Consider the following 569-nt stretch of genomic DNA (forward strand, 5'->3'; position numbering starts at 1 on the left):
CCTTGGTTTTCAGTTACACGTCTTACCGCCAGAGCCCTGGCGGAAAACGAGTGGTTTAAAGACCGTTGCAGAGCTTTCACCCTGCGCCAGTCCTTGTCCAGCGTTGCCTTCGCTATGCGTTGCTGCGTCGTTCTCACAAACTGCTCGACACGATGCCAATCGATGGCATGCCAGTCTTGCGGTTCGCGTGAGGACGCAGATTCGCCGTCGCCGGTGAGTTTTCTCATGCTTTCCTCCTACCGAGTTGAACCCTCAGAGGACGCACGTCTCCCCGAAGGGATACGCACAATCCCTTCGGGCTAGGTTTAAACAAATGCAGTCGCGAGCGACGGTTGCACCAAGTGGAAGTGGGCACGCTTTCGCGTCAGGGTATGAACCCCTATGCCACCCATTACAGGTAGCCATTCGCTTTTTCCACCATCCCATACCCCCTCATCCAACAGGTTGCCTTACGGCTTCCCTGCCGACACGCTTGCGCGTGCTGGCGGATAGTGGGGCTTACCACGTTCCCTGACTTGCCGACACGGGCGATTCGCATCGCTGCATGTCTATCCGGTTAGGACTCATCT

At 56.8% G+C, this 569-nt stretch carries 1 protein-coding gene; it reads right to left on the reverse strand.

Features of this window, described 5'->3' with window-relative positions; genetic code table 11:
- The coding region (locus V8Z78_RS27080) for a reverse transcriptase N-terminal domain-containing protein (RefSeq protein WP_349732520.1) at positions 1-227 on the reverse strand (227 nt) is incomplete at its 3' end.
- Between the last annotated feature and the right edge of the window lie 342 nt (positions 228-569).

It is taken from the genome of Comamonas sp. wu1-DMT (assembly GCF_040187805.1).
In the GTDB taxonomy this organism is placed as follows: Bacteria; Pseudomonadota; Gammaproteobacteria; order Burkholderiales; family Burkholderiaceae_C; genus Comamonas; species Comamonas thiooxydans.